This is a genomic window from Vibrio splendidus, assembly GCF_001557875.1.
GTDB lineage: Bacteria > Pseudomonadota > Gammaproteobacteria > Enterobacterales > Vibrionaceae > Vibrio > Vibrio splendidus_F.
In genome coordinates, this window is the sequence record NZ_LNRF01000002.1 from 287324 (window position 1) to 307683 (window position 20360).

The 20360-nt window shown below is 43.7% G+C and carries 30 protein-coding genes and 1 pseudogene; 4 read left to right on the plus strand and 27 right to left on the minus strand.

Annotation, left to right across the window (positions count from 1 at the left end; genetic code table 11):
- Positions 1–27 precede the first annotated feature (27 nt).
- A complete protein-coding gene (locus tag ATB74_RS08930; protein WP_061018021.1) occupies positions 28–1206 on the plus strand; it encodes a BamA/TamA family outer membrane protein in 1179 nt (392 codons plus the stop codon).
- 33 nt (positions 1207–1239) lie between these two features.
- Here ATB74_RS08930 and catB read toward each other — a convergent pair whose 3' ends face one another.
- The 4 genes from catB to ATB74_RS08950 form a co-directional block, all read right to left on the minus strand.
- Complete coding sequence (gene catB, locus ATB74_RS08935; protein WP_060981989.1) at positions 1240–1866, minus strand: type B chloramphenicol O-acetyltransferase; 627 nt, start codon at positions 1864–1866, stop codon at positions 1240–1242.
- 93 nt (positions 1867–1959) lie between these two features.
- Entirely contained in the window at positions 1960–2691 is a 732-nt protein-coding gene (locus ATB74_RS08940) for a glucose 1-dehydrogenase (protein ID WP_060981988.1), read from the minus strand.
- 16 nt (positions 2692–2707) lie between these two features.
- On the minus strand, positions 2708–3127 hold the full coding sequence (locus tag ATB74_RS08945; RefSeq protein ID WP_061018023.1) for a nuclear transport factor 2 family protein: 420 nt from the start codon (positions 3125–3127) through the stop codon (positions 2708–2710).
- 70 nt (positions 3128–3197) lie between these two features.
- On the minus strand, positions 3198–3914 hold the full coding sequence (locus tag ATB74_RS08950; RefSeq protein ID WP_060981986.1) for an HAD family hydrolase: 717 nt from the start codon (positions 3912–3914) through the stop codon (positions 3198–3200).
- 255 nt (positions 3915–4169) lie between these two features.
- On the opposite strand from ATB74_RS08950, the gene ATB74_RS08955 reads away from it, so the two are divergent.
- Complete coding sequence (locus ATB74_RS08955; protein WP_060981985.1) at positions 4170–4502, plus strand: PBPRA1643 family SWIM/SEC-C metal-binding motif protein; 333 nt, start codon at positions 4170–4172, stop codon at positions 4500–4502.
- Positions 4503–4598: 96 nt separating this feature from the next.
- Here the strand turns inward: ATB74_RS08955 and ATB74_RS24400 are convergent, their stop codons facing one another.
- From ATB74_RS24400 to ATB74_RS24260, 12 genes are all read right to left on the minus strand, one after another.
- A complete protein-coding gene (locus tag ATB74_RS24400; RefSeq protein WP_061018025.1) occupies positions 4599–4823 on the minus strand; it encodes a hypothetical protein in 225 nt (74 codons plus the stop codon).
- Between the two features lie 158 nt (positions 4824–4981).
- Entirely contained in the window at positions 4982–5434 is a 453-nt protein-coding gene (locus ATB74_RS08965) for a DUF302 domain-containing protein (RefSeq protein ID WP_061018026.1), read from the minus strand.
- Between the two features lie 170 nt (positions 5435–5604).
- The gene (locus tag ATB74_RS08970; RefSeq protein ID WP_061018028.1) at positions 5605–6186 is read right to left on the minus strand and encodes an HD domain-containing protein; all 582 of its coding nucleotides are present in this window, start codon (positions 6184–6186) and stop codon (positions 5605–5607) included.
- Between the two features lie 63 nt (positions 6187–6249).
- The gene (locus ATB74_RS08975) at positions 6250–6666 is read right to left on the minus strand and encodes a VOC family protein (RefSeq protein WP_060981979.1); all 417 of its coding nucleotides are present in this window, start codon (positions 6664–6666) and stop codon (positions 6250–6252) included.
- Positions 6667–6714: 48 nt separating this feature from the next.
- On the minus strand, positions 6715–7185 hold the full coding sequence (locus ATB74_RS08980; RefSeq protein WP_061018030.1) for a GNAT family N-acetyltransferase: 471 nt from the start codon (positions 7183–7185) through the stop codon (positions 6715–6717).
- Between the two features lie 36 nt (positions 7186–7221).
- Positions 7222–7578, minus strand: a complete 357-nt coding sequence (locus tag ATB74_RS08985; protein WP_061018032.1) for a hypothetical protein — start codon at positions 7576–7578, stop codon at positions 7222–7224.
- Between the two features lie 89 nt (positions 7579–7667).
- Entirely contained in the window at positions 7668–8087 is a 420-nt protein-coding gene (locus tag ATB74_RS08990; protein WP_061018034.1) for a GNAT family N-acetyltransferase, read from the minus strand.
- A gap of 32 nt (positions 8088–8119) precedes the next feature.
- Entirely contained in the window at positions 8120–8527 is a 408-nt protein-coding gene (locus ATB74_RS08995; RefSeq protein ID WP_061018260.1) for a bleomycin resistance protein, read from the minus strand.
- A 530-nt stretch (positions 8528–9057) separates the two neighbouring features.
- The gene (locus ATB74_RS09000; protein WP_061018036.1) at positions 9058–9666 is read right to left on the minus strand and encodes a sugar O-acetyltransferase; all 609 of its coding nucleotides are present in this window, start codon (positions 9664–9666) and stop codon (positions 9058–9060) included.
- Positions 9667–9762: 96 nt separating this feature from the next.
- Complete coding sequence (locus tag ATB74_RS09005) at positions 9763–10137, minus strand: VOC family protein (RefSeq protein WP_061018038.1); 375 nt, start codon at positions 10135–10137, stop codon at positions 9763–9765.
- Positions 10138–10215: 78 nt separating this feature from the next.
- Entirely contained in the window at positions 10216–10914 is a 699-nt protein-coding gene (locus tag ATB74_RS09010) for a pseudouridine synthase (RefSeq protein WP_060981964.1), read from the minus strand.
- Positions 10914–11075 carry a hypothetical protein gene (locus ATB74_RS24260; RefSeq protein ID WP_179946904.1) on the minus strand — a complete coding sequence of 54 codons (162 nt, stop codon included), beginning with the start codon at positions 11073–11075 and terminating at the stop codon, positions 10914–10916. The genes ATB74_RS09010 and ATB74_RS24260 overlap by 1 nt, the downstream gene beginning before the upstream one ends.
- Before the next feature lie 208 nt (positions 11076–11283).
- On the opposite strand from ATB74_RS24260, the gene ATB74_RS09015 reads away from it, so the two are divergent.
- Entirely contained in the window at positions 11284–11685 is a 402-nt protein-coding gene (locus ATB74_RS09015) for a YkgJ family cysteine cluster protein (RefSeq protein ID WP_061018040.1), read from the plus strand.
- Between the two features lie 72 nt (positions 11686–11757).
- Here ATB74_RS09015 and ATB74_RS09020 read toward each other — a convergent pair whose 3' ends face one another.
- The 11 genes and pseudogenes from ATB74_RS09020 to ATB74_RS09060 form a co-directional block, all read right to left on the minus strand.
- Positions 11758–12159: an NUDIX hydrolase gene (locus ATB74_RS09020; protein WP_061018042.1), complete on the minus strand. Its 402-nt coding sequence runs from the start codon at positions 12157–12159 to the stop codon at positions 11758–11760.
- A gap of 228 nt (positions 12160–12387) precedes the next feature.
- Positions 12388–12768: an STAS/SEC14 domain-containing protein gene (locus ATB74_RS09025; protein WP_061018044.1), complete on the minus strand. Its 381-nt coding sequence runs from the start codon at positions 12766–12768 to the stop codon at positions 12388–12390.
- A 112-nt stretch (positions 12769–12880) separates the two neighbouring features.
- Positions 12881–13384 carry an HAD family hydrolase gene (locus ATB74_RS09030; RefSeq protein ID WP_061018046.1) on the minus strand — a complete coding sequence of 168 codons (504 nt, stop codon included), beginning with the start codon at positions 13382–13384 and terminating at the stop codon, positions 12881–12883.
- Between the two features lie 43 nt (positions 13385–13427).
- On the minus strand, positions 13428–13928 hold the full coding sequence (locus tag ATB74_RS09035) for a GNAT family N-acetyltransferase (protein ID WP_061018048.1): 501 nt from the start codon (positions 13926–13928) through the stop codon (positions 13428–13430).
- Positions 13929–13966: 38 nt separating this feature from the next.
- Positions 13967–14101, minus strand: a pseudogene (locus ATB74_RS24405) (D-2-hydroxyacid dehydrogenase family protein); the annotation flags it as partial.
- A gap of 72 nt (positions 14102–14173) precedes the next feature.
- Positions 14174–14641 (minus strand): ASCH domain-containing protein, encoded by a 468-nt coding sequence (locus tag ATB74_RS09040; protein WP_061018050.1) that lies wholly within the window; start codon positions 14639–14641, stop codon positions 14174–14176.
- A gap of 244 nt (positions 14642–14885) precedes the next feature.
- Positions 14886–15941, minus strand: coding sequence for a glycerophosphodiester phosphodiesterase (glpQ, locus tag ATB74_RS09045; protein WP_061018052.1), 1056 nt, complete (start codon positions 15939–15941; stop codon positions 14886–14888).
- A 77-nt stretch (positions 15942–16018) separates the two neighbouring features.
- Complete coding sequence (glpT, locus tag ATB74_RS09050; RefSeq protein WP_061018054.1) at positions 16019–17392, minus strand: glycerol-3-phosphate transporter; 1374 nt, start codon at positions 17390–17392, stop codon at positions 16019–16021.
- A gap of 457 nt (positions 17393–17849) precedes the next feature.
- Positions 17850–18104, minus strand: a complete 255-nt coding sequence (locus ATB74_RS09055; protein ID WP_179946905.1) for a DUF3297 family protein — start codon at positions 18102–18104, stop codon at positions 17850–17852.
- A gap of 298 nt (positions 18105–18402) precedes the next feature.
- The gene (locus ATB74_RS24480) at positions 18403–18537 is read right to left on the minus strand and encodes a hypothetical protein (RefSeq protein WP_017059202.1); all 135 of its coding nucleotides are present in this window, start codon (positions 18535–18537) and stop codon (positions 18403–18405) included.
- Between the two features lie 23 nt (positions 18538–18560).
- Positions 18561–19691 (minus strand): PcfJ domain-containing protein, encoded by a 1131-nt coding sequence (locus ATB74_RS09060; protein ID WP_061018058.1) that lies wholly within the window; start codon positions 19689–19691, stop codon positions 18561–18563.
- A gap of 235 nt (positions 19692–19926) precedes the next feature.
- Here ATB74_RS09060 and ATB74_RS09065 point away from each other — a divergent pair, with 235 nt between their 5' ends.
- Entirely contained in the window at positions 19927–20349 is a 423-nt protein-coding gene (locus ATB74_RS09065) for a universal stress protein (protein ID WP_061018060.1), read from the plus strand.
- Positions 20350–20360 lie beyond the last annotated feature (11 nt).

A 20360-nucleotide genomic window follows, 5' to 3' on the forward strand; every position in this document is an offset into this window, starting at 1 on the left:
AATAGATAGTGAATAATACGGAATGTTATGACCTTTAAACCCCTAGCACTAAGTAGCCTTATACTTGTTTCTACGACGACACACGCCGTCAGCTTTATCGATGAAATTGATGGCCAGCTCGATATGGGAGAATACCTCGCAGAAAATGCCTATGGTTTTCTTCCTGTCCCAATTCTCATTACAGAGCCTGCGGTAGGATACGGTGGCGGCTTCACCGGCATCTTCATGCACGAATCTGAAGAACAAAAAAACACGCGTAAACAACTCGCCGAAAAATCCATCGATGGCGGCGCGCAACTTCTTACCCCTGCAATCACTGCGGTTGGCGGCTTTGCAACAGAGAATGGCACTTGGATGGCGTTTGTTGGTCACAAGCGCAGCTGGAAGGAAGATTCAATACGCTACCTTGGTGGCTTAGGTTATGGCGATATAAACATGACCTTCTATCGACAAAGCTCACCTAATGCTCTGCTTCCACTCGACCCAAACGAAGGTGTTGAGCTGGGGCTAAAGGGCATGGGCGGGATCCAGAAACTCCAATTTAGAGTGCCAGACACCCAATGGTTGTTAGGGTTTTCTCAGCAGTTTTTTGCACCCACTCTTTCACTTAATAACCACCCCAAAGCACAAGAGATCTTAAACAGAATTGGAAACACGTCGCCCACCTCTTCTGGTTTGGGTCTAATTGCGGAATACGACAGCAAGAACAGCTTCTTGAATCCGACGCAAGGCTACAACTATGTCGCGGAATACCTTTGGTTTGGTGACGCGATCGGCAGTGATTACACTTATCAAACGTTTAACTTGGAAGGGCTTAATTACTGGGAGTTAAACAAGGAGTGGAACTTGGCATTGCGAGGACAATACAAATCATTGTCGACCAATGAACGAGTGCTTTCCCCTCAATATTACCCAGACATTGAACTGAGAGGTATCGCCCGTAATCGCTATCAAGGTGAACACACCGTCGCGGCAGAAATTCAAGTCAGCAAACAGTGGACACCACGTTGGTCAACCGCCGTGTTTACGGGGATTGGCTATGCGGGTAGCAGTAATCAAGACATGTTTGATCAAAGCTCTCACGCGGCTTACGGCGTCGGTTTCCGTTACCTTATCGCACGACGCTATGGTCTTATTTCAGGTATTGATATTGCGTTCAGTGAAGAAGATACCGCCCTCTACTTCCAAGTCGGAGCCGGTATCTAATACTCTCAGAATGATAAAGTAAGGAGCAACAAGTTAACTGAACGTTTTCCAGTACTGGTATAAACCGTCGATATCTGAAGAACACATCAACGACATTGCGCCTTTGATCTGTTCTTCGCTCCACTCCCACCATTTCATTTCTAACAACTGAGCGATTTCAGTTTCATTGAAACGATAACGGATGTGACGTGCTGGGTTTGAACCAACAATCGAGTATGGTGCGACGTCTTTAGTCACAACGGCTCTACTTGCAATGATGGCTCCGTCTCCGACCTTAACACCACTCATGAGCATGGCTTCTGTGCCAATCCACACATCGTTACCAATCACGGTATCACCAGAGCGTTCAAAGCCGTCTATCGCATCTTCAAACTTCTCGTCGTCTTGATAGAAGAACGGGAAGGTACTCACCCACTGATTTTGGTGGCCTTGGTTGCCCGCCATCATAAATACAGCACCAGAACCAATCGAGCAGTAGCTGCCGATAATCAGCTTATCGATGTCAGTTCTATCCGGTAATAGGTAACGCGCACAGTCATCAAAACTGTGGTTATGGTAGTAACCCGAGTAATAGCTGTGCTCACCCACAATGATGTTTGGGTTGGTCACTTGTTCTTTGAGTGACTTTCCAACAAACGGGCTTTCAAAATAGTTTTTCATGGTTGTACTCTTAGTTTCGTTCTTTTAGTTAGGTACTTGTGTTGCGTGTTTATGGTTTTAACTTATTTATCTTAGTGTAAAGGCCAACGTGCCCTATCGACCGCCTGCAATATCAATAAACGAGCCGGTGACATACGAAGCTTCGTCTGATAATAACCAAGCGATAGAGTTCGCTACTTCTTCTGGTGTTCCACCTCGTTGTAATGGTAACTGCGAAGCTAGTCTATCGACTCTATCTGGCTCTCCGCCGTCTGCGTGCATCTCAGTATAAATACAACCTGGCCTTACACCATTTACTCGGATATTGCGTGAAGCCAATTCAAGCGATAAGCCTTTGGTGAGTGAATCCATCGCACCTTTCGATGCTGCGTAATCCACATACTCAAACGGTGCGCCTGTGCGAGAAGCGGCAGACGATACATTCACAATCGAACCTGCACCATCAGCTTGTTTGATAAAGGCTTTACTGCACAGAAAGCAGCTTGATACGTTGGATTTCATTACCTTTTCAAAGCGATCCAATTCGATGTCAACTAATGGTGACTGGGTAAACAAGATCCCGGCATTATTGACCAAGTGAGTCACTGGACCCAGCTTGTTACGTGCAATCTCAAATAAGGATTTCACGTCTGATTCAACAGACACATCCGCACGCACGCTTATCGCGATTCCGCCTTGTTCACGAATATCATTAACAAGCTCTTCAGCTCGCGACTCATTGTGTATGAAGTTAACGCATACAGCATAGCCTTTACTAGCCAACAATTTAGACGTCGCTGCGCCAATGCCTCGGCTTCCGCCGGTTACAATCACTACCTTGTTCAATGAAACCTCCTAATTTTTACTTTTTCGATGTAACCTGATTATTCGATATAAGCTGATTGCTCGATACTACCTTAACCCACTGCGATCGCCATGCCGGCGCTTCAAATGGGTCTGGCCAAAATTCAGTTTGCTTTTGAATTAAACCATCAACGACCGTGTGAAAGGTGATCACTCGGTCTTTCAATACACTGTCTGTAACCGAAACGTCCGTTACTACGGTATCACCTTCACAGACAATTGAATTGAGCGTGAACTCCCATACACCATTGGCTGGGTATTCAGCATTGACTGCCGTGAAGTTGTCACGCCCTACCGTCAATTCAGACGACTGCGGCCAATAGCCTTCAAAATCTGCGGCTAGCCATTCACTTGCCTTTGCAAAGTCATTACTTCGCATTGCATCCCAAAATCCTAATACCACTTGTTTTGGTGTCATTACTCTTCCTTAAAGTCATTCACGTGTGGTGATTTTTAAGCTTACTGCTTCGTTATGCGTACTTAGCTTTCTATGCGTACTTGCTAATGATCGTTAAAAGATCATCGACACTGTTCGCAATGTAATCGGGCTTGGTTTGCCAATTTTCAGGCTCAGATCGGCTATAACCTGCGGCCACGGCAATCACTTTTGCGCTCTTACCCAGTGCAGATTCAATGTTACGAGCAAATTGTGTGTCCGCTTCATGGTCACCGATATACATCAAACAAAGTTCATTAGCTTGTTCTGCTCCAAATATGTTCTCAACACATTTCACGCCACCAAACGGGTGTGGTTTTTGGTTGCCATTAGAGACATCGTCATAGCCCACTACCGATTTAAACAAATCGCCAATGCCATAACTGTCGAGCACGCCACGAATATTCAATTGAGAGTTTTGAGAGCAGATCCCATGTGGAAGATGAGCAAACTGATTAATCACGGTTTCCATTCCGTCAAACAAGGCAACGGCTGTTTGGTTTTTCTCTTGATGCTCTGCCCACATTCCACCAGCGATCAACATTTCATCGTGTGATAAGCCGTAATAGTCGACATATAAGGCTTGCCAGTTTTTAGCGCCGTGGTTGGCTTCATGATAAAGCGCTTCGCTGAGCAAATATTTAGGTAAATTATCACCTGACAAGTGTGGTGCGACCAAAGAGATAATGTCTTTTGTGATTGCAATATTTTTGGGAACAGAATTGACTAAGGTTCCATCGTAATCCCACAGGATGGCATCTAACTTCATGGTGTATCTCGTTGTTTAAATTGACGATTTAAACTTATCACTTGGAGCCCTGTTGAGGGAAACCTTATTGTATTGAATTTGAAAATTTGTCTAATAGGAGCAAAGCTATCGAGCAAATCGTTGCTAGCAAAAAAAAACCACACAGCCTTTGCTCACATCACTGCTTTATCAATTGCAATATATGCGTATAATCCCCGCTCCATTGCGCTATCGCCGTTAAAAATAGCGCCATTCAACATTTTTAATGAGTACCCAATGTCGAAACTATTTTTCAAAGGCCGTATCGAAACAAGACAGAACCACGTTCTTGCTGGCTACAACGTAAACCGCGATGTAAAAGCGGGTACTGAAGAATCTCCAATCGCAGTAATGGTTCAAACTGAAGCGCGTAAAGCAGAAGTTGAAGCACTAGCCGCTGAAAATACTATCTTCGTTACTATTACAGTCGACGCAGACAAAGAAGAGAACACCATCGAGCTTGATACTCTACTGAACAAGCCAAAAACGATGACGTTTGAAAAGACCCCTAACCGTAATGACCCATGTTCTTGCGGTAGCGGTAAGAAATACAAGAAGTGTTGCGCATAAGGCTTCTTACTCAAACTGCCAATTGCACGATGAGTTAAGTAATACCTAACGGGAAGATCATTGAGGTCTTCCCGTTTTTATTTGTATAAGCCAAACTCAGTCTAGGTTGTCTGGTGTACGTAAATTGGTTCCACATTTTATACATTTATAATCACCGGTTTCGCCATTTGAAGCTAGCGACGATAAAATCATTCCAAGCAACCCTGGCTTCTTTTCATGTTGTGGCGCTTTTTCGGCTTGGTTACTGAACATAGTGTACTTATGCAGTGTCACTTCCTTACAGTTACAGCAGAACGCTCTCGTCCTCTCACTTCCATACATAATATCTATCGCCTTAACTCAAAGCACAAACCAAACATATGGCAAATATGCCACACGTAGAGTTAAATCTAAATATTTTCATAACGTTATGAGCAAATACGGTGGTAGATACTAGGATGGCATACATCACTGGTTAGGCAAAAGAATGGAATTAGAGCTTACTTAGCCACTGTCGCTTCCGATAGCTTGCTTAGTACACCCGATACTTTCTTAACTACCTCATCACAGCCATTGATCGCGTGACGCTCTACCAAGTAATTAGGATCGTTGTAAGACAACCATACTTTCTTATTAGAATCTTCAGTGACTAACACCTTCTGCGGTAAATCTATCGCGACTTCTTGAGCACATTGCATTAATGGTGTCCCTACTTTTGGGTTACCAAAAATGATGACTTCCGTTGGTCTCAATTCAAGATCGACCTTACTCGCGTTTTTCTGATGATCGATTCTCGCAAACAAGGTCAAACCTTTGCTTTTGGCGATTTCTTCAAAGCGATCAGCAGTCTCTTTCACTGAATAATTACTCTGGTATTTAATCAAACCATCAGAAGCCGCAACTGAAAATGATGTCGAGAGTAAAATGGCGCATAGTGGTAGTAATTTTTTCATCGTCACCTCTGAGATTTAACCTCATCAAACTTACATTCATAGCGCCACTTATAAAATCAGCGACGTAACCCATGTCAGTATAGTCGCGTTTCCATTCTCAGTTTGCAGAGAGGATCACTTTTCTAATGCGTCTTATTATCATTTCATCCTCGTATGGGTACCGAACTGATCTACTTGAGTAACCCCTGCTCCGCAGCACCTTCAAGTTGCCCTTCTAGTTCTTTCCATAGAGCACGACTGCCTTTAGAAATACGCTCGCCATTAAAGGTCAGAACTTTGTCTTTGGATATGTTGTGCTTCTTCCAGCTGTGACCATCACCATGGATGTTATGAAGCAAAGGTGGCACTCTATCGATCGCCTTACCAAATCTAGCTTCCGGTGACTCACCCGCTTCGAACTCAAGCCATAAATCCAAATACTCGGTTCTTAAATGGCTCGGCAATGATTTCAGCAAGCGCTCGACACAGTTTCTCTCTTTGAGCTTGTTTTCTTCGGTTTCACTGGCATAAATGATGGTGTCTCCGGCATCAATTTCCCCAAGGTCATGAATCAGCAGCATCTTCATTACTCGGGTAATATCGATTTCTTCATTGGCATAGTCTTTCAACATGAGCGCGCTTAAACACACGTGCCAACTGTGCTCGGCGGAATTTTCATAACGAACCAATCCAACGGGTCTTGTTTGTCGATGAACATCCTTTAACTTTTCAATTTCGACCATGAACTGCAGAATGCCTTTGATTTCTTCCACGATGAGCTTCCTTGAATTAAATTAAATTGAGATTGAGTAACACACGAATCCGCCTTAGCGAACCTACCTGTTAGCCATAGGGTGTTCTGGGTTTAACTGAAGCAGATCCCACAAGTTACCGTATAGATCTTCAAACACAGCAACGGTACCATAACCTTGCTCTTTAGGCTCTCGGACGAAGTTAATGCCCAAAGACGTCATGCGCTCATAATCGCGCCAGAAATCATCGGTGTTTAAGAAGAGGAATACTCGTCCACCAGCTTGGTTACCGATAAAATCGAGTTGTTCTGGCTTGGATGCTCTAGCAAGTAACAAGCTCACACCAGTTGAACTTGGTGGAGCAACAACAACCCAGCGCTTATCTTCTTCCGGTAGATAGGTGTCTTCGATAAGATCAAACTTAAGCTTGTTAACATAGAAATCGAGGGCTTCGTCGTAGTCTTTTACGACCAGCGCAATATGGACAATATTCTGTTTCATAACATACCTTATTGGGGTTTTAACTCAGTGGAAACTTGTTTAATGTTACTAAGCAATTCGCCCACACATGATAAATTGCGGGCCTGCTGCGCCACCTAGATACTGTTCATTGGTATCTTCGAAGCCGCCTTTCTGATAACAGTTGAATGCTGCCGGATTTTTGCAATTCACAGTTAAGTAAATCGACTGATACGCTGAGTAATTCGCTTTTAAATATGGAAACAAAGCTTTGACCGTGCCGGTTCCTAGACCTTTACCTTGCTGGTTTTTATCAAGCACAAAAGATCTTAAGCCAATGCTTCCTTCAGGGCAGAATTCGTAGTGCTCTGCGTAAGCGATATCCAGCTTAAAGAAACCCACAACTTCGTTATCAGACTTAATCACGTGCAAGTGCGTAGTTTCACTGCCGTCTAATAAAAACCCTGCAGCTGTACCAGCAAACTTAACTTGTTCATCGGCGAGTTGGATGACCTGAACTGACGCCACATGTGATTCTTCAAGCCTTTCGATAGTTATCATTGTTGTTCCTTCTGTATAACACGCACGAAAAACCGGCTAGAGCTCATCGCTAGTGTCTCGAGAACCGTAGTTTGGGAAGTTGATATTAAGAACGTTATCGTCCTCAAGAGTGAATAGAACACTTCCATTCTCTACACCGGTTTCGTTCCTATCTGAACATCCTAGAAACAGCTCCCAATCAAACGAATATTGAAGTCGGTATTGATTCGCATTGATGTGTAGTACATCTGTGATTTTAATACCGTTCACCACATGTGCCATATCATCGATGTATGACAGGTCTGGGATTAACTTTTCTTCGAATTCACGTTTATGCTCAGTTAAGAAGTTGAGCAGTTCAGAACATAACTCGGAGCCATGAACCAATGGTTTAGACAGACTAGAAAACAACATTTCTAAATACTCCAAGGATTGTTTTGATATTAGAGGGTACTTGAATGTTTACCACTCTACTCTCCTTGTATATACGGGCACTTAATACGTTACTTTTTGACGAGCGACTTGATGAGAAACGATAGCGAGGAATCTACAGGGTAATTTTCTAACACCATCTGGCATTCATACCCTCGTTTCTCATAGAAAGGCTTCGCTTGAAAACTTAATGTATCGACCAGTGACGACGTACAGCCTTGAGACTGTGCATATTCTTCAATACGCTCAAGTAGCTCACTGCCGACTTGCTTTCCTCTCATCGAATCATCGACCCAGAGGAACTTAATCAGTAACCAGTTTCCCCAAAGGTCAGCGATAATGCCACCAACTTTGTTGCCTTCCTCCATCGCGTAGTACGCAACTTGAGACTTGGGGATCCCTTCCAGAAACGGTGTGTTGTGTTTGATTAATCCGCCTCTGACTTCATTAATGTCGTCATCAGAAGGCTCGATATCTAATTGGTATTTCATTGATTTCCTATCTTTGGATTAACGGCTTATATCTAACTAATATCTTGGCAGAACCTAAAGAGATAACCGTCTGGGGTTTGAACGATGAATTGCTTCTGAGTCGCGATCGAGTCCCCACATTGATAAGACTTCGACTCTAACGCTAAGTAAATAGAATCAGCGCCGCTTTCGTTTACTCTCTGATAAAGAGGTTCGATGTCGAGAACATCCCATTGAAAGTTAACACCACGCCCTAAAGGTAACTCCAGATCACCCGATAGCCATTTTCGACTTTTGCCCGCAACCCCTTCAAGCATCACATCAACACCATCAAGCGTTAGGTAAGCAAACTCCTCATCTGGGCGCTCATATTTCACTTCAAACCCTAACACATCGACAAAGAAGGATTTACTCACATTAATATCAAAACAATAAAGCTCTGGAACTACTCGTAATGTCATCATTTGTCCATTCGTTGAATATCTAAAAATACAGGAAAAGCACCTTGTTAGTTGACTTAGTTCGCTGCACCCCCACGTCTCGACATACGCTGGCTGTTTCGATTCGCTCAGGAACTTGTTGGATGAGGTTCTTTAGTTTTTGTTTCCCTTCTCCGACAGATACGCGGCATACTTTTTAGAGATCCATTTATGAATATGAAGCCCTGTTTTGCGGACAAGATACCAATCTATAGCAGCTAGAATCACCAAACCGAGTACAGTTCCCATTATAAATCCTCCATAAACATCGATGTGTAAATCTATCAAATTGTTAAGAACACCTGCGAACTTACACAGACTATAAATCCGAGTTCTCGTTCTTTACTTAACCCTGTATAAACACTGAGACATTACAGCTATCAAACAGAAAAATTCTGTACTTAAATACTGATTAATTCTGTCTAGTTTCTAAGATAGGCAAGCAATATACAACAAGCCATCGCAGAACAATGGCTTATGTCACAGCTAATTTAAGGCATGTGAAAAATCGCTTACTTTAGGTCATCTGGAATGCGGCGATCTTTGTGGTAATACTCTCGGTCGCGTTCGTTGATTTCGCGTACCACTTTGCATGGGTTGCCGACAGCAACTACATTGGCTGGGATGTCTTTGGTGACGATGCTCCCTGCCCCTATTACTGAGTTTTCACCAATGGTGACACCGGGAAGCACGACGGTGTGCGTGCCAAGCCATACGTTGTTGCCAATACGAACGGGAACATTGAACTGCGCTGCTTTTAGCCTGAGTTCTGGGCTAATGGGATGTGTACCAGTGGCGATGGTCACGTTAGGCGCAATCATCACGTTGTCGCCGATGAATACGTCTGTGTCGTCGACCAGAGTTAAATTGAAGTTTACGTATACGTTGTTGCCTAGGTGCGTGTGACGCCCCCAGTTCGCGTGCAGTGGTGGTTCAATGTAGCAGCCCTCACCGACTTCGGCGAATAGCTGCTTCATGATTTGTTGTCGTTTATCACCTTCGCTCGGGCGAGTGTGATTGAAATCGTATAGCACTTCTAAGCATTGAGTTTGCTCAGCAACCAAATCAACGTCGTCACAGTAGTACACGTCTTGGCTGTGCATTTTAGCCTTTATATCCATGTTTGAACCTATTTGATCATTGCCTTATGTCGGCATAAATAAAGAAACAGATGGATAATTTGAAGTTTTCACTGGCCTTAATGCAAGTTAGATGAATTAACGCGGCCTAATGTTTTCAGCCACACGCCACAGCACACCACTTGGGTCAGTGATACAAAACTCAAGCATTCCCCATGGCTGTTCAACAACCTCGGAAACGGTAACTTCAAATTCCGACACTACATTAGAGTTTTGGATGTGTTGATACCAACTTTTTACGTCTTCAACCAGCAAGTGCATCATGTAATTGTGACAGTGCGCAGGTTCATAAAAGTTTTGCAGAAGGAACGCACAACCGCCGTGACGCAGATAGGCGATATCATGGAATTCAGACATGATTTCAAAGCCGAGAGTTTGATAAAAACGCTTGGACAAATCGAAGTCTTTCGCGGGTACGAAAGACTTAATTTCTGAGACTTTTAGGTTTTCCATCCTATATCCTTATAGTATTGATGTTCTGGTGCTGACACGCTTAACGCTTTAAGTGGTTACGGCGTTTATTGACAGCTCTTATTGAGAGTCTTGCTGAAATGAGTCAACTTCGGCTTTGGTTAGATAACGCCACTGGCCTGCTTCAACATCTAAACGAACATCACCAATCTGTTCACGGTGCAGGCCAACAACTCGATTCCCTACTGCAGCAAACATTCGTTTCACTTGATGAAACTTACCTTCTGTAATGGTCAACAGCACTTCTTTACTGGTAATCACTTCGAGCTCTGCCGGACGCGTCGGTTTTTGTTCGCCCTGCAATTGAATGCCCGCTTTGAACTTATCAGCGACATCGTCTTTGATATCTCGTGACAATGTCACGCGATAGACTTTCTTACATGACTTGGTTGGCAACGTGATGTTGAATGACCAGCGCCCATCATCGGTAATCAAGACTAAGCCTGTAGTGTCGGCATCTAAGCGCCCTGCTATGTGCAGTTCTGATGCTTTGTCTATCTCGATGTAGTTAAACAATGAAGGATAAACTTCGTCGATGTTAGAGCAGATAGTACCCGCAGGCTTGTGCATTAAGAGGTATCGAAATTCACGCAACTTAAGCGGCGTGCCATTTAACAAGATGGTGTTGCTTTCATGAACCTGAGTCGATTCATCGGTGACAATCTCACAGTTTACGTTCACCTCGCCATTATGGATGCGTTCAATCGCTTCAGGCTTGGTTAGGTCTGTGCTTTTACATAGGTATTTATCAAGGCGCATTAATCGTCGGCACCACATTTAGCACAAGGCTTGTAAGTTCGTTCACTTTGCTCGATAACCACATAGTCACCAACGCACTTGTCACATAAAGCGAGCTTTGGGTAAGCCTCTTTTTGTTTCTTTGCGTTGATGTTGCCTTCGGTGGTGTATACGGTTCTCATTTTGATGCCTTTGCTTGAATAACGTGAGAGGCGCAAATTGTATCACTGTTTACAGCTTTGGTTGGAGTGGTGCGCATAGATAAGTTGATTTTAAGTGCCGCTATTCCATGTTCCCGCCCCGTAACGGCTTAACCATGAACAACAAAGTCAACGTGCCACGCCTATCAGTGGTAAAATGATAAAAGCTCACCAACTTATGAAGTCGATAATGAAAGATTGTAATCAATGCGGAAAATGCTGTATCAAATACGGAGATGGCGACCTTGCCGCGACTCAAGAAGAGATCGATTTGTGGGAGCTGTTCAACCCAGACATCTTTGAATATGTTCGAGGAAGCGAGATATGGTTCGACCCTGAATCTGGCGAACGTTTATCTCGCTGCCCTTTTCTGGAACTGGTTCCGACGAAAGACACCAAGGCTCAGGCCAAGTACACATGTAGTATTTACTTAGACCGTCCGGAAGATTGCCGACACTACCCAAGCCTGATTAATGAGATAGTACGAGATGAGTGTGAAATGATTGAGGTGGTGGATTTACAAGACACGAAGAAAGCTCAAAGGAAACTCGACCTGTTGATGAAAGACAGCCGACCTTCAAGCTATTCGTAAGCGATGATCTTTTGAAGATCAATCTTCAGCATTAGCTAATATGTAATAATACAGCTAATAGCAGCTAAAACCTTAAGCCAAATACTGGTTCGCTTCTAACCAATCAAGCGCAACCAGTGCTGCCAATGAACATACTGCTCTGTCATTGCCATCAACAAACTTAAGCTCTTCGATTTCGGCATCTGGAGACAGTTCACCATTATAATCAGCAAGATAACAAGTCAATTGCACCGATACGCCTTCCGCTTTGCCATCAGCTTGGCCTGTAAACGTCTCGACGTATTTGATGGAATCAGGCACTAAATCAACTGAGATCTCTTCTTTGATTTCGCGAACCAGTGCTTGCTCATCACTTTCGCCCGCTTCACGCTTACCACCCGGTAGATAGAACAGTTCTTTGCCTTTTGATCTCACCATCAACAGCTTGCCGTCTTTGATGAATATCCAAGCCAGCTTATCAATTACCTTATGCATGTCGTTAGACCTTATTTCTGTTTTAGTTCTCGTTATTACTGAATCTGGCCACACAATTCGTCACGACCAAACAAAGCCTAGGTATGTTACACGCTGGAGTGAATAGACTCTATTAAATCGAATGGGAAATATCATAGCCAAAACGAAAAATGACAGCCTTCGAGACAATGCTCGTCAACTGTCATTGGCGTTGTTTAGGGATTGTTCGCTAGTTGCCTGCAGATAGGATCAATCGACTAGCCACTTAAGCGCAGAGTCGTGTTCTTCGAATGACTTAATCTCACCAGAAACAAACCAGCTCCCTACTTTTGAAGCGAATTCTTGCCAGCTTTTATCACCATAAATCGCGATTTTGTCTATCTTCGAATTGAGCTCTAATCCCAGTTTGAAATCATCCCAAGCAGCACGTAACTCCCAACCCGTTAAGGTGGAGATGTCGACCAGCATCTTGAGTTTAGATGAGTCGAGTTCTTCTAGCGTGGTATTTAGAATTGGCATCATTGCTTGATAGTCATCGTGTGTGAGTTTGCCTTTCGCTTTAAACACAACGATGGTTTCACCGCTAACACGTTCGATTCCAACCGATATTCCGTGACGTTCGATACTCATAACCTAGCCCTCATAGTGGAAACTAGACTTAGCTTAGAGGATTAAACAACAAAGAGATGAGAGGTCGGCGTCAAAACAGACAAGCGCTTTATCTGAGCTTAATATCAGCGAGTTAATAGTTCTTCCCCAACAGTTCGCTTAGGGATTGAACTTGCACGATACGTGGATGCTGTGACTTAAGATCAACACCTTCCGTGTTCAACCACACCGCTTGCAAACCCGCTTCAAGTGCTGGGTAAATGTCTTTTTCTAAGGTGTCACCGACCATGGTGATGTCTTGTGGTGCAACACCGATCTTAGAAATAATGGTAGGATAGAACTCCGGCTCAAACTTAGAAAAGCCAATGCTCGCCTTACAAAAGTAACCCAAGATATATTGAGACAGGCCAACACGCTCGAAGGCACGAATGATGTCGTCTTTACTGGAATCACCAGCATTGGTGGCAACATACACTTGGTGATTTTTGGAGAGTTCAGCCAGTAATGCACGAGCACCACTCACTTCTTGTACGGTTTCCCAGTCACACATCTTCCCTTGTGCGTCTGGGAAATCGACCATCAGCGTATTGCCCCAGTCGAATAAGACTACTTCTGTTAATTCGATTAGCTTTGTCATCTTGCCTCCTGCATACGATGAATTATCTAATGTTTAAGCGAGCCTATAAAAACTTCTCGATAAGAATCTCGTCAAAGTACTGATCGCCAATCTTACCGTGTTTCTTAGCCGTTCCGACGATTTCAAAACCTTGCTTAAGGTATACCGCTAACGCGCGCTCGTTGTCTGCTCTTACATAGGCGAACAGCTTTTCGTAACCTTTCGCTTTGGCTGCCTTAAATGTGTAATCGAACAACTGTTTTGCAACGCCCTGCCCACGGCTATTTGCATCAACATAAGTGCCAATAATACCAACATGGTCAAAGGCCTTAGTGTAAGTAGCAAATGGTTCTACATTCTGAAAACCAAGCAACTGGCTTGTCGTCTCGTTGACTGCAACGCTAAATACACCGCGCTCAGGGAACGACTCAATGAATCCCTTTTCTTCATCAACAGTAAAAGTCTGATCCAAGATCGTATAACGCGCTTCGATAATGATTGGATTCAATACATCAATAATGCCTTGTGCATCTTCTACCGCGACTTCTCTGATTATTAAGCTCATACTTCTCTACCTTTTATTGCTTTGGGCAGATTCTATCGCTATATGCCATCCCTTTGATAGGACAGAGTGTTGTCGAAGGCGATATCAAAGTAGAGTTCGTAGCTATTTTGTTCAACATAGCCCAAATGTGGAGTCGCAGTGACGTTTGGTAAGGACAATAGCGGTTCGGTGTCTAGTTATCTTGCTTTAGTCAAAGACAACTAAAGTGCCATGCCTTCCGATTCAACACATCACGCGCTGGGACTTCACTGTTGGTAAACCACTTTGAAACGCTCCAACATAAGTAACATGTCTTCGCTTGGTGAGATCTTGAGCTCCTCACATTCACGTGAGAAGAAATTCCAATGTGCTTCTCTCCACCATTCGAGTGTTTTATCGCCCTCACCTTCTGCAGCAGCAAACTCCGCCGTCACTTCGTTGTATTTGCACGATGACACCGACGTGATCTCTACAATGCAAACTGGCTTGCCATCCCAGTCAGTGACGACTTGCAAGTGACCAACTACTGGTCTCATCTCGCCTTCATGGGTATACCAATGTTCAAGGCCGCAAGACGCTTGTTTTTCACCCTTGAGAATTAACTGAGCACATAGGTTGGCGTTGTATTCATCAGCACAGTAATAGTCGGCACTAAAGGAGGTGTATTGCGAGGCAACCTCTGCTGGCAATGTGTTGAGGTAGCTATCGAGATAAGCTTTGCTTCTTTCTTCCATGATCTTTCCAAATTCAATATCAGGTTGAGCCGATAAATACTTATATATTAAGCGTCTGGCTGCATTGGGAGTAACCTATCAAGTCAGGTTATTGCTGTAAACCGAGTGAATATCAAAGTGTGGGCTGAGAAAGAAGAATCTCGTTAGGATTTCGAGGCCAGTACAAGGAGAGCCAAAAAGTACATTTAGTGTGTGCTTTTGGCTCTGAATATCTCGTTAGTAGTCGCTCGTAATTGGCAGGATATTAACGGTTCAAGAAGTCGACCGCTTTGTCTGGGAAGTCGGTAAACACACCATCGACTTTGACTTGGTTGTAAAAGACATCCAACATACCATCAAAGTTATCAGCATAAGCTGGGATTCTTCCCGGGTCGGCACGGAACGTGTACGGGTGAACGTCTAAGCCCACATCTTTTGCTGACTTCATTAATGGTTTAATAATGATGTTATCTTTGGTCGATGCATCGTCTACCAACATTGGCTTCCAAGGGCCAATTCCTTCCGCATAAGTCGCCACTTTTTCCATGCCACCAGCTTCAAACATCCAGTCATAACTGTACGGTGTTGCTTTGCCACCTTGGTACGTCATGGTTTCATTCCAGTCTGTATAGGCCATCAACTGAACGAGCTTAAGATCCATCTCCATCGCCGGCATGAGTTCATCATTTATGCGCTGAAGTTCATTAGCATCGAAACACTGTAAATACACTTTGTCGTCTTTCGATAGGTAACCATATTGATGCAAGGTCGCAAGTACAGCTTTAGAGATGTCTTTGCCTTCGTGACGATGAAACCAAGGCGCTTTAATTTCAGGATAGATGCCCACGTCATAACCTAAGGTCTTGTTGAGACCTTGGATCAGCTCGATTTCTTCTGCAAAGGTAGCGACACGAAAATCAGACTGCCACATGGGAAAACGTGTTGGGTACCCTGCCACTCTTTTACCTTGTTCATCTAGGTTAAAGCCTTCGGTCACCTTTAATGATTTGATCTCAGCGAGTGTAAAATCAATCGCGTAGTAGCGACCATCTGCACGAGCGCGCGTTGGAAAGCGATCCACGACATCGGTGACTCGGTCTAGATAGTGATCATGCAAAACCACCAATTGGTCGTCTTTAGTCATCACGACATCTTGTTCGATGTAGTCTGGTTTCATCGCATAAGCGAGCGCTTTAGCGGGTAATGTATGTTCAGGTAAATAACCAGAAGCGCCGCGATGCGCAATTACTAAAGGATCGGCGAACGCATTTGCAGATAAGCTTAGTGCTAATAAGGTCAGAGACAGTGACGTTGTTTTCATTATTGTTTCCCTTGATAAAACAGAAGCAGGATATACCTGCCTCTGTTGTTATTTATAGATGCGATTCAGTAAATACACTACTGAGCTAACGCTTCTCTCTCTCGTTCGAGATCTTTTTGTTTATGGTGCGCACGCTCACCTAAGAAGGCGTACAACAGACAGATTATTGAAGCCACACAAGCGCCGACCAAAATAATGAAGCCGCCACCCCAGCCGTAATGGTCAACCATAAAGCCGAGTATTGCGTTCGCAGCGACCGCGCCACCTAAGTAACCAAACAAACCCGTTAGACCAGCCGCTGTACCCGCTGCTTTCTTAGGTGCAAGTTCCAGTGCATACAAACCGATAAGCATTACAGGACCATAGATAAGGAAACCAATCGCAACCAGTGCCAACATATCAACCGTTGGGTTACCTGCTGGGTTCAGCCAATATACCAACACAGCGACGGTCACTAGAACCATGAACAAGATACCTGCAGGTGCGCGTCGGCCTTTGAATAACTTATCTGAAATCCAACCACACAATAACGTGCCAGGAATACCAGCCCACTCATACAGGAAGTAAGCCCATGATGATTTATCTACTGAGAAGTCTTTTGCTTCTTTTAAGTAAACCGGAGCCCAATCGAGTACGCCATAACGGATAAGGTAAACAAACGCGTTAGCGATCGCGATTGACCACAACAGCTTGTTAGAGAAAACGTACTTAAAGAAGATCTCTTTCGCCGTCATTTCTTTCTCATGAGACGTATCATAGTCGTCTGGGTAATCGTCTTTGTGTTCTTCAATCGGTGGTAAGCCGCAAGATTGAGGTGTATCTCTTACAGTAAACCAAACAAAGACAGCAACGAGAGTGGCAAAAAATGCAGGAACATAAAAAGCGGTTCGCCAATCGTCGTTAAAAGCCCACAGCCCCAACAAGAACATTGGACCAATCAAACCGCCACCCACGTTGTGAGCAACGTTCCATACCGATACGATCTCGCCACGTTCTTTGCGTGACCACCAGTGAACCATGGTTCGTCCACAAGCTGGCCACCCCATACCTTGGAACCAACCATTCAAGAACAGCAGGATAAACATCGCAGTAATGCTGCCTGTAGCCCATGGCATGAAGCCAAAGCAGAACATCACCAACGCCGACATTAACAAGCCACCGCTGAGGAAGTAACGAGGGTTAGAACGGTCAGAAACACTGCCCATTAAGAACTTAGATAAGCCGTAAGCGATAGATACCGCCGCTAATGCAACCCCTAGTTCTCCGCGGCTAAAACCTTGTTCAATGAGATAAGGCATCGCCAAACTAAAGTTTTTACGGACTAAGTAGTACCCCGCGTAGCCAACGAAGATACCGAGAAACAACTGCCATCGTAGTCGTGTGTAGGTGCTATCGATCTTATCTGATGACAAGCGATCGATATGCGCCATAGGTTTGAATATTCCAAACATAGGAACCTCATAATTATTGGGCGAAGGAAGAATTTAAATGCTCGAACGAAAAAATTTAGCGCTCATTCGAAATCAAGGGAATTGTATGTGCTTCAGGATTAATTTCTGTGATAGAGGTAGTCATTAACAAAAAATAACTTTAAATACAGCATATTAGTTTCATTTAATTAGACTACGCTTCATATTTTCAACTATACGCATTTATTTATTCGAAGGTTTATCGAGTGATATTTAGACAAAAGTGCGTGTTCGAACATAATACACCCAGTGACTATTTTAATATTCTTGCAAATGCATAATGAAAACGGCGTTTTTTTGAAAGCTATAAAGGAGAATTTTGTCTTATTGAAAGGATTACGTTGTAAATCGTGATACAAACAAAAAGGGCCTAGATTGCTCTAGACCCTTTTAGGTAATAACGCTTGGTGACTCGATATGATCGAGTTACACGAAGTGATTATGCTTCGATGTAAAAAGCTTCTACAGTGCCTTTTAGAGTAATAAGCATTGGCTGGCCAAAACGATCTAGCGCTTTTGGAGAAGGGATCTTAACCCAACCTTCGCTGATGCAGTATTCTTCAACATCAGTACGCTCTTTACCATTTAGACGAATGCCGATTGGGTATTCGAAACACTCAGCAACGTGGTGTGGGCTGCGTGGGTTGCCTGCAAGATGATCTGGTAAAGCTGGTCTTGAATTAGTATCGCTCATGTTCATTACCTGTATGTACGTAAATAAAAAAAGTGCGTCATTCTAGTCAATATAGGCTTTGTGCTCAACAACTGCTGCAATAAATCGTCTTGATCGTTTTAATCAACAGCGAGTTGTTTGATTTAAAGGCAATATCGACATGAGTTCCAACGAAAATTTAACAGGTTTACTCGTTATGGATGAAAGGATGAGCTTCATTACTCAAAAGGCAGATAACCTAACATCAGGCTTTTATTCCGTCCTTTGAAAGGGAGTAATTTGGCCACCCTAACCTTAGTTTATATCAGAGTAGATAAAGCTACTCTTCTTCGTCATAGTCGTCTGCTGGGTCTTGATTAATTTCTTCGCCGCATCCTAGGCATTCACCTTGCAGATCTGTAGGCATCACAATAATCAAACCACAATGCGGGCATAAATCACCTTGTTGAAACACCCTGTATTCCTTCTGCTTCATGGCTATTGCTTAGGATACTTTTGCTTACTCGCTTCTAACCAATCATGAATAACTTGGCGAGCGGACTCCGATGGCGGAGCATTTCGTTTTCCGCAGATTTGATCAATTTCAAACGGAAATGCTTTGCTCGGAACGCGGCGTAAACCTATGGTTAAACGCTGAGGTTTGAGCATGCGGAACACCACATAACGATCGCTCATGATTCGGTTGTGATACACGCCAATACAATGCTTCTGCTCTATGCCTTCGTGTTCAAGGTCGTAATAATCCGTAAGCGGGTAAATGTTGTCATTACCGAGTAAAGGAACTGGATAAGGGATGTCTTTATCCATTGGGCGATTCCCCTCCAAACGACGTAATTGTCGTTGCTCCGTCCAGCGATCATGGAGTTGTTCAAACATCGCGAATGAGTTCTGACTGGTAATGGCTCGCAGTGGGTCATCCATCTCCAAATCTTGCCCTAGCAATATCGCATCTTGGAACATCGCCATTTTCGACGGTGCATTAAGTCTGCCCTCTTCCACCATTGCAATTCCTAATCGACTGCCGGTTAGAAATGGATGAACTTGGTCCAAACGCAGGGCTGTGTATCCAACTTTTGAGTAATGCTTGAATTTAAGAACTCGTCTTTGCAACGGTTCGAGAATACGAACAATGTGGTCAAGCTCATCACCAACATTGTAATGCAATTCTAGCTTGTCGATGAATTTGAGTGTCGCTTTGCTACTGTCTAAGCCCAACTTGGCAAGGATCTTCTTCTGCCCTAAGCGACTTAGTGCCAATGCTTTCTTGTTGTCGACGCTGTATTGCATGCAGATAAGAGCCAAAATAACAGGCCTTAGTTCAAGTAGCTGTGCAGCTTCGTAAGTGTTCGCAGCTAACCACAACATTTGGTATTGATATTCAGGAAAGTCATCGGTGATTTCACGATAACGAGCAGGCAACGAATCTAGCCAACGACCATTCACATCAAACTGCTCAACGAGGTTTAGACTAAGCCCAATCCCCCCATCAAGCGGTCGTCTACCATCTTCGAACACATGAAAGCCGACGAGCTTTTGAGACCAATCTAGGATCTCAATATCGTAGTCAAAACCTAATGTTCGAGTGGGAATGGTTAGTCGTGCTGTCATTGATGCCTCTTCGTTATTGGCGCATTGAACTATCAAGCCTATCTAAAAGCATAAGCTAACGCTTCAACCACTATATCAACCTTTTGTAAATTTCTTATCAATCAAAGCGATATAAATACGATAGTGCTTAGAAGAACATTGAATGATGATTTTACGCAATATGAGATCTCTTCGATATCATTTGTGTCAACACAAACTATGCTTGTTACATAACTCACAACAAGAGGCTTAAATTATGGAATACCGACATATTCTGGTCGCAGTTGAGCTGTCTGACGACACCAAGATTCTTATTGATAGAGCGACCTTCTTCGCTGATAAACTTGATGCGGGCATTTCATTTGTTTATATCGATGGTACGCATGGGGAGATTTACCCTGAACTCGTTGATATTCAAGGAAATGACGGTGATTTACCCATCAATGAAGATGCTGTTAAGCACTTGAAAGAGTTTGAGGCTTACGCCAAGCACCCAATCAAGCACATTTTCGTGGGTACCGGCGATTTGAACGATAAGCTCAAAAATGTCATCAAAGCAAACGGCATCGACCTATTGCTGTGTGGTCATCACCATGATTTCTGGCATAAGCTCATCTCCCATTCTAAACAGATCATCGATACGTCTCCTATCGATATTCTCGTTGTTCCTATGGAATAGCTGCTGCAGTT

What these genes read in the sequence shown, in the direction of transcription:
- ATB74_RS08930 (WP_061018021.1), top strand. Translation starts at nt 28, where the DNA reads ATGACCTTTAAACCCCTAGCACTAAGTAGCCTTATACTTGTTTCTACG.
- catB (WP_060981989.1), bottom strand. Translation starts at nt 1,866, where the DNA reads ATGAAAAACTATTTTGAAAGCCCGTTTGTTGGAAAGTCACTCAAAGAA.
- ATB74_RS08945 (WP_061018023.1), bottom strand. Translation starts at nt 3,127, where the DNA reads ATGACACCAAAACAAGTGGTATTAGGATTTTGGGATGCAATGCGAAGT.
- ATB74_RS08950 (WP_060981986.1), bottom strand. Translation starts at nt 3,914, where the DNA reads ATGAAGTTAGATGCCATCCTGTGGGATTACGATGGAACCTTAGTCAAT.
- ATB74_RS08955 (WP_060981985.1), top strand. Translation starts at nt 4,170, where the DNA reads ATGTCGAAACTATTTTTCAAAGGCCGTATCGAAACAAGACAGAACCAC.
- ATB74_RS24400 (WP_061018025.1), bottom strand. Translation starts at nt 4,823, where the DNA reads ATGTATGGAAGTGAGAGGACGAGAGCGTTCTGCTGTAACTGTAAGGAA.
- ATB74_RS08965 (WP_061018026.1), bottom strand. Translation starts at nt 5,434, where the DNA reads ATGAAAAAATTACTACCACTATGCGCCATTTTACTCTCGACATCATTT.
- ATB74_RS08975 (WP_060981979.1), bottom strand. Translation starts at nt 6,666, where the DNA reads ATGAAACAGAATATTGTCCATATTGCGCTGGTCGTAAAAGACTACGAC.
- ATB74_RS08980 (WP_061018030.1), bottom strand. Translation starts at nt 7,185, where the DNA reads ATGATAACTATCGAAAGGCTTGAAGAATCACATGTGGCGTCAGTTCAG.
- ATB74_RS08985 (WP_061018032.1), bottom strand. Translation starts at nt 7,578, where the DNA reads ATGTTGTTTTCTAGTCTGTCTAAACCATTGGTTCATGGCTCCGAGTTA.
- ATB74_RS08990 (WP_061018034.1), bottom strand. Translation starts at nt 8,087, where the DNA reads ATGAAATACCAATTAGATATCGAGCCTTCTGATGACGACATTAATGAA.
- ATB74_RS08995 (WP_061018260.1), bottom strand. Translation starts at nt 8,527, where the DNA reads ATGACATTACGAGTAGTTCCAGAGCTTTATTGTTTTGATATTAATGTG.
- ATB74_RS09000 (WP_061018036.1), bottom strand. Translation starts at nt 9,666, where the DNA reads ATGGATATAAAGGCTAAAATGCACAGCCAAGACGTGTACTACTGTGAC.
- ATB74_RS09005 (WP_061018038.1), bottom strand. Translation starts at nt 10,137, where the DNA reads ATGGAAAACCTAAAAGTCTCAGAAATTAAGTCTTTCGTACCCGCGAAA.
- ATB74_RS09010 (WP_060981964.1), bottom strand. Translation starts at nt 10,914, where the DNA reads ATGCGCCTTGATAAATACCTATGTAAAAGCACAGACCTAACCAAGCCT.
- ATB74_RS24260 (WP_179946904.1), bottom strand. Translation starts at nt 11,075, where the DNA reads ATGAGAACCGTATACACCACCGAAGGCAACATCAACGCAAAGAAACAA.
- ATB74_RS09015 (WP_061018040.1), top strand. Translation starts at nt 11,284, where the DNA reads ATGAAAGATTGTAATCAATGCGGAAAATGCTGTATCAAATACGGAGAT.
- ATB74_RS09020 (WP_061018042.1), bottom strand. Translation starts at nt 12,159, where the DNA reads ATGCATAAGGTAATTGATAAGCTGGCTTGGATATTCATCAAAGACGGC.
- ATB74_RS09025 (WP_061018044.1), bottom strand. Translation starts at nt 12,768, where the DNA reads ATGAGTATCGAACGTCACGGAATATCGGTTGGAATCGAACGTGTTAGC.
- ATB74_RS09030 (WP_061018046.1), bottom strand. Translation starts at nt 13,384, where the DNA reads ATGACAAAGCTAATCGAATTAACAGAAGTAGTCTTATTCGACTGGGGC.
- ATB74_RS09035 (WP_061018048.1), bottom strand. Translation starts at nt 13,928, where the DNA reads ATGAGCTTAATAATCAGAGAAGTCGCGGTAGAAGATGCACAAGGCATT.
- ATB74_RS09040 (WP_061018050.1), bottom strand. Translation starts at nt 14,641, where the DNA reads ATGGAAGAAAGAAGCAAAGCTTATCTCGATAGCTACCTCAACACATTG.
- glpQ (WP_061018052.1), bottom strand. Translation starts at nt 15,941, where the DNA reads ATGAAAACAACGTCACTGTCTCTGACCTTATTAGCACTAAGCTTATCT.
- glpT (WP_061018054.1), bottom strand. Translation starts at nt 17,392, where the DNA reads ATGTTTGGAATATTCAAACCTATGGCGCATATCGATCGCTTGTCATCA.
- ATB74_RS09055 (WP_179946905.1), bottom strand. Translation starts at nt 18,104, where the DNA reads ATGAGCGATACTAATTCAAGACCAGCTTTACCAGATCATCTTGCAGGC.
- ATB74_RS09060 (WP_061018058.1), bottom strand. Translation starts at nt 19,691, where the DNA reads ATGACAGCACGACTAACCATTCCCACTCGAACATTAGGTTTTGACTAC.
- ATB74_RS09065 (WP_061018060.1), top strand. Translation starts at nt 19,927, where the DNA reads ATGGAATACCGACATATTCTGGTCGCAGTTGAGCTGTCTGACGACACC.